Source organism: Haemophilus sp. HMSC066A11, assembly GCF_001811665.1.
Classification (GTDB): Bacteria; Pseudomonadota; Gammaproteobacteria; order Enterobacterales; family Pasteurellaceae; genus Haemophilus; species Haemophilus influenzae.
The window spans coordinates 2145-4107 of the sequence record NZ_KV805892.1 but is presented as its reverse complement, the minus strand read 5'-3'; the positions used below and the strand labels follow the sequence as shown (position 1 = coordinate 4107).

The window sequence follows — 1963 nt, the reverse complement described above, 5'->3', positions numbered from 1 at the left end:
AATCGAACCACTGACGACCATCTTCATACACTTTTCCTTGTTTCAAAGATGGCAGGCTACGAGCGATATTTTCTTCACTATAACCCTGGCTCGCCTTATAAAAAACTTGGCTTTCTGCGGCTGATTTCGAGACTAGCTCAAACATAATATTGCCATCCGTAATGGTTTGTTGTGGCAATATCACATCAAACTTATTTGGCTCAATCTTATCTAGCACAGCCTGTAATTCAAGCTGTGCTGTTTTTAGGTTTGTTAAAGTTTGCGAGCCTTGGTATTTAGATAAAGATTTTGCTACAGACAGTTGGGCGTCTTCACTTAAAGTTTCAAGTGCACCAGATAACTGAAAGCCTTTTACTAAAAACGCTTCTTCTGCATACAATGATGAAGAAGCCAGGCCAAGCAATACTGATATTGCACTGAGTTTTAATCTGCTTTTTATATTTTTCATAATAATAACCTGTTAAAAATACTTTATTGTATTCTCCGTAATTTTTTACAAGATGGGTAAAGCCCGTACTGAACTTTAACCCACACAGTAAATAATACGAAAATAAAATGACTTCATTGCAGGATGAAATCTACCTTGTCAATTACTGACCGCTACCGCCCGTTATCAGCGATATTAACGCACACCGTCGCGCCATCACTGTTTGAGAAACACGCCCTGCCTTCAGAAATCACTATTCGACTTAATGGTCTGGTTGCAAATTCATTTTGTGTATCGACTGTAATTGTATTATTTGGCTCAATAAAACGTACAGCACTTACGCCAAGTTTAGCTAACGCTTCTCTTTCTTCATCAGATAAATCTTTTACCTTCTCAAGGATGCGTTTCGCTTCAATTACTTCATCTACGCTTGCTATACCCGGTTGAATGTATTTCACATCAATTTTAACGCCTTTTAACAGTACGGTGTTTATACCGTTTTTTGAAATGATATTTAATCCATTTATTGTGATTAAATCCCCAGTGATGTTCACTCTGCTTGAGGTTGTCGCGATTACGCTGCCGGAGCCATTTGCGTTGGTTGCATTTACCACTGTGTGGTTACCCAATGCTGCGCCATTTAGCTCAGCGTCTTTTGCGTTAATAACCAAGGTACCGCTGGTTGCATTAATGTTTGAACCCTTCACGGTAGTTAAAGTGCCTGTAGTATTTAGTGTCACATTGGCGGCATTAATACTTCCTGCAACGCTACCATCCTGAGCTGAAAGATTTACCTGACCCTTGGCTGAAGTAATGTGTGAACTAGCTTCGGTAGTTAATTTGCCCGATGATGTAGTTAAGGTTGCAGCTCCTTCTGTCGCATTAATTTCTGCGCCATTCCCAACTGTTAAATCGCCAGCGTTTGCCGTAACATTTACCGTATTACCGGAAATCGTACCACCAATTGTACCTGTTGCACTTGTTACGTTAGCCTCGCCTGTTGTTGCTTTAATTTTTGAATTGGATTGAGTGGTTAAACTTTCGGTTGCTTTAACCTCTACTGTGCCACCAGAAATCGTACCGCCGATATCGCCTGATTGACTTGAAGTGGTTACACTCTCGGTTCCTTTAATTGTAGAGCCTGCCAAAGTGGTTAATGCACCGCTATTTGCAGTAACAGTAACGGTGTTGCCCGAAATATTGCTTACAGCAAGAGCGCCCTCGGTTGCAGTAAGTGTTACAGAGCCAGAGCTGGACTCAATTCCACCTAGGATACTACCTGTTTGAGCGGTTATCTCCACGTTACCAGTGGTTGCGTTAATGGTTGTACCTGTTTTAGTGGTAATTTCTCCACTTGTCGCAGAGATGCTCACTGCTTTGTGAGAAGTAATATTGTTGTTTACTGTTACATTTTTTGCATCGATAGTTAAGCCGGCATTATTGTCACTGCTATCTTCAGTGTTGTTATTACTACCGGATGTTTCCACTTTGCTGTGTAGTGTCACCTTGTGACCGTCAGCAGAGATTTTTGAATCT

General features: G+C 41.0%; 2 pseudogenes. Both read right to left on the bottom strand.

From position 1 onward, the window contains the following. A pseudogene (gene hmw1B / locus HMPREF2813_RS08295) lies at nucleotides 1-448 on the bottom strand (two-partner secretion (TPS) system translocator Hmw1B); the annotation flags it as partial. Between the two features lie 152 nt (nucleotides 449-600). After that, nucleotides 601-1963 (bottom strand): annotated as a pseudogene (gene hmw1A / locus HMPREF2813_RS08290) (adhesin Hmw1A); the annotation flags it as partial.